At 65.8% G+C, this 843-nt stretch carries 1 pseudogene; it reads left to right on the forward strand.

Going from position 1 to position 843, the window contains the following annotated elements:
* Positions 1-90: 90 nt before the first annotated feature.
* Positions 91-843: pseudogene (locus ACFOGJ_RS24015) on the forward strand (IS630 family transposase); the annotation flags it as partial.

Below are 843 nucleotides of genomic sequence, written 5' to 3' on the forward strand. Positions count from 1 at the left end.
GCGTTCCCATTGAAGGCAGAATCGATAGGGGATTCCCCTGAGGGGCGAACTGTGATTCACCCTATCTGCTGGATGAGGAGGCCAGCAGACATGGCGCGTCCTCTGTCTACTGATCTTCGTAAACGCGTGATGGCCCGTCGGGCGACGGGTGAGAGCATTCGGGCGGTGGCGCAGGTGTTCGGCCTGGCTCCGTCAACGGTTTCGAAGTGGGAACAGCGTCAGCGTGAGACGGGCGACGTCCGGCCCGCGAAGTTTGGCGGCCACCGGCGGCCGATCCTGGAGCCGCACCGGGAGCTGGTTCATGCGCTGGTGAAGGCAAAGCCGCACCGTCCAGTGCGGGAGTTGCAGGCCGAGCTGGCAGCTTTAGGCATCGATGTGTGCTGTGAAGCGGTGCGGTTGTTCCTGCACGCCGAAGGGCTGCGCTTCAAAAAAAAGCGCGTTCGCCAGCGAACAGGACCGTCCTGACGTCGCCCGGCGTCGGGAGCGCTGGAAGGCGCGGCAGGGCAGCATCGATCCGCGGCGCCTGGTCTTCATCGATGAAACCTGGGCGAAGACCAACATGGCACCGCTTCGGGGCTGGGGCCGGCGCGGTGAGCGCCTGATCGGCAAGTCGCCGCATGGCCGCTGGCGCACCCTCACCTTCCTCGCCGCTCTGCGCCTGGACCGCATCGACGCGCCTTGCGTGTTCAGCGGACCGATCAACGGCCAGAAGTTCCTCGCCTACGTCCAGCAGTTCCTGCTGCCCACCCTTGCGCCCGGCGACATTGTCGTGCTCGACAATCTCGGCAGCCACAAGGGCAGGCCGGTGCGGGCGGCGATCCGTGCAGCCGGCGCCAAACTGTT

This window comes from Marinibaculum pumilum (assembly GCF_042646425.1).
Taxonomy (GTDB): Bacteria; Pseudomonadota; Alphaproteobacteria; order Ferrovibrionales; family Ferrovibrionaceae; genus Marinibaculum; species Marinibaculum pumilum.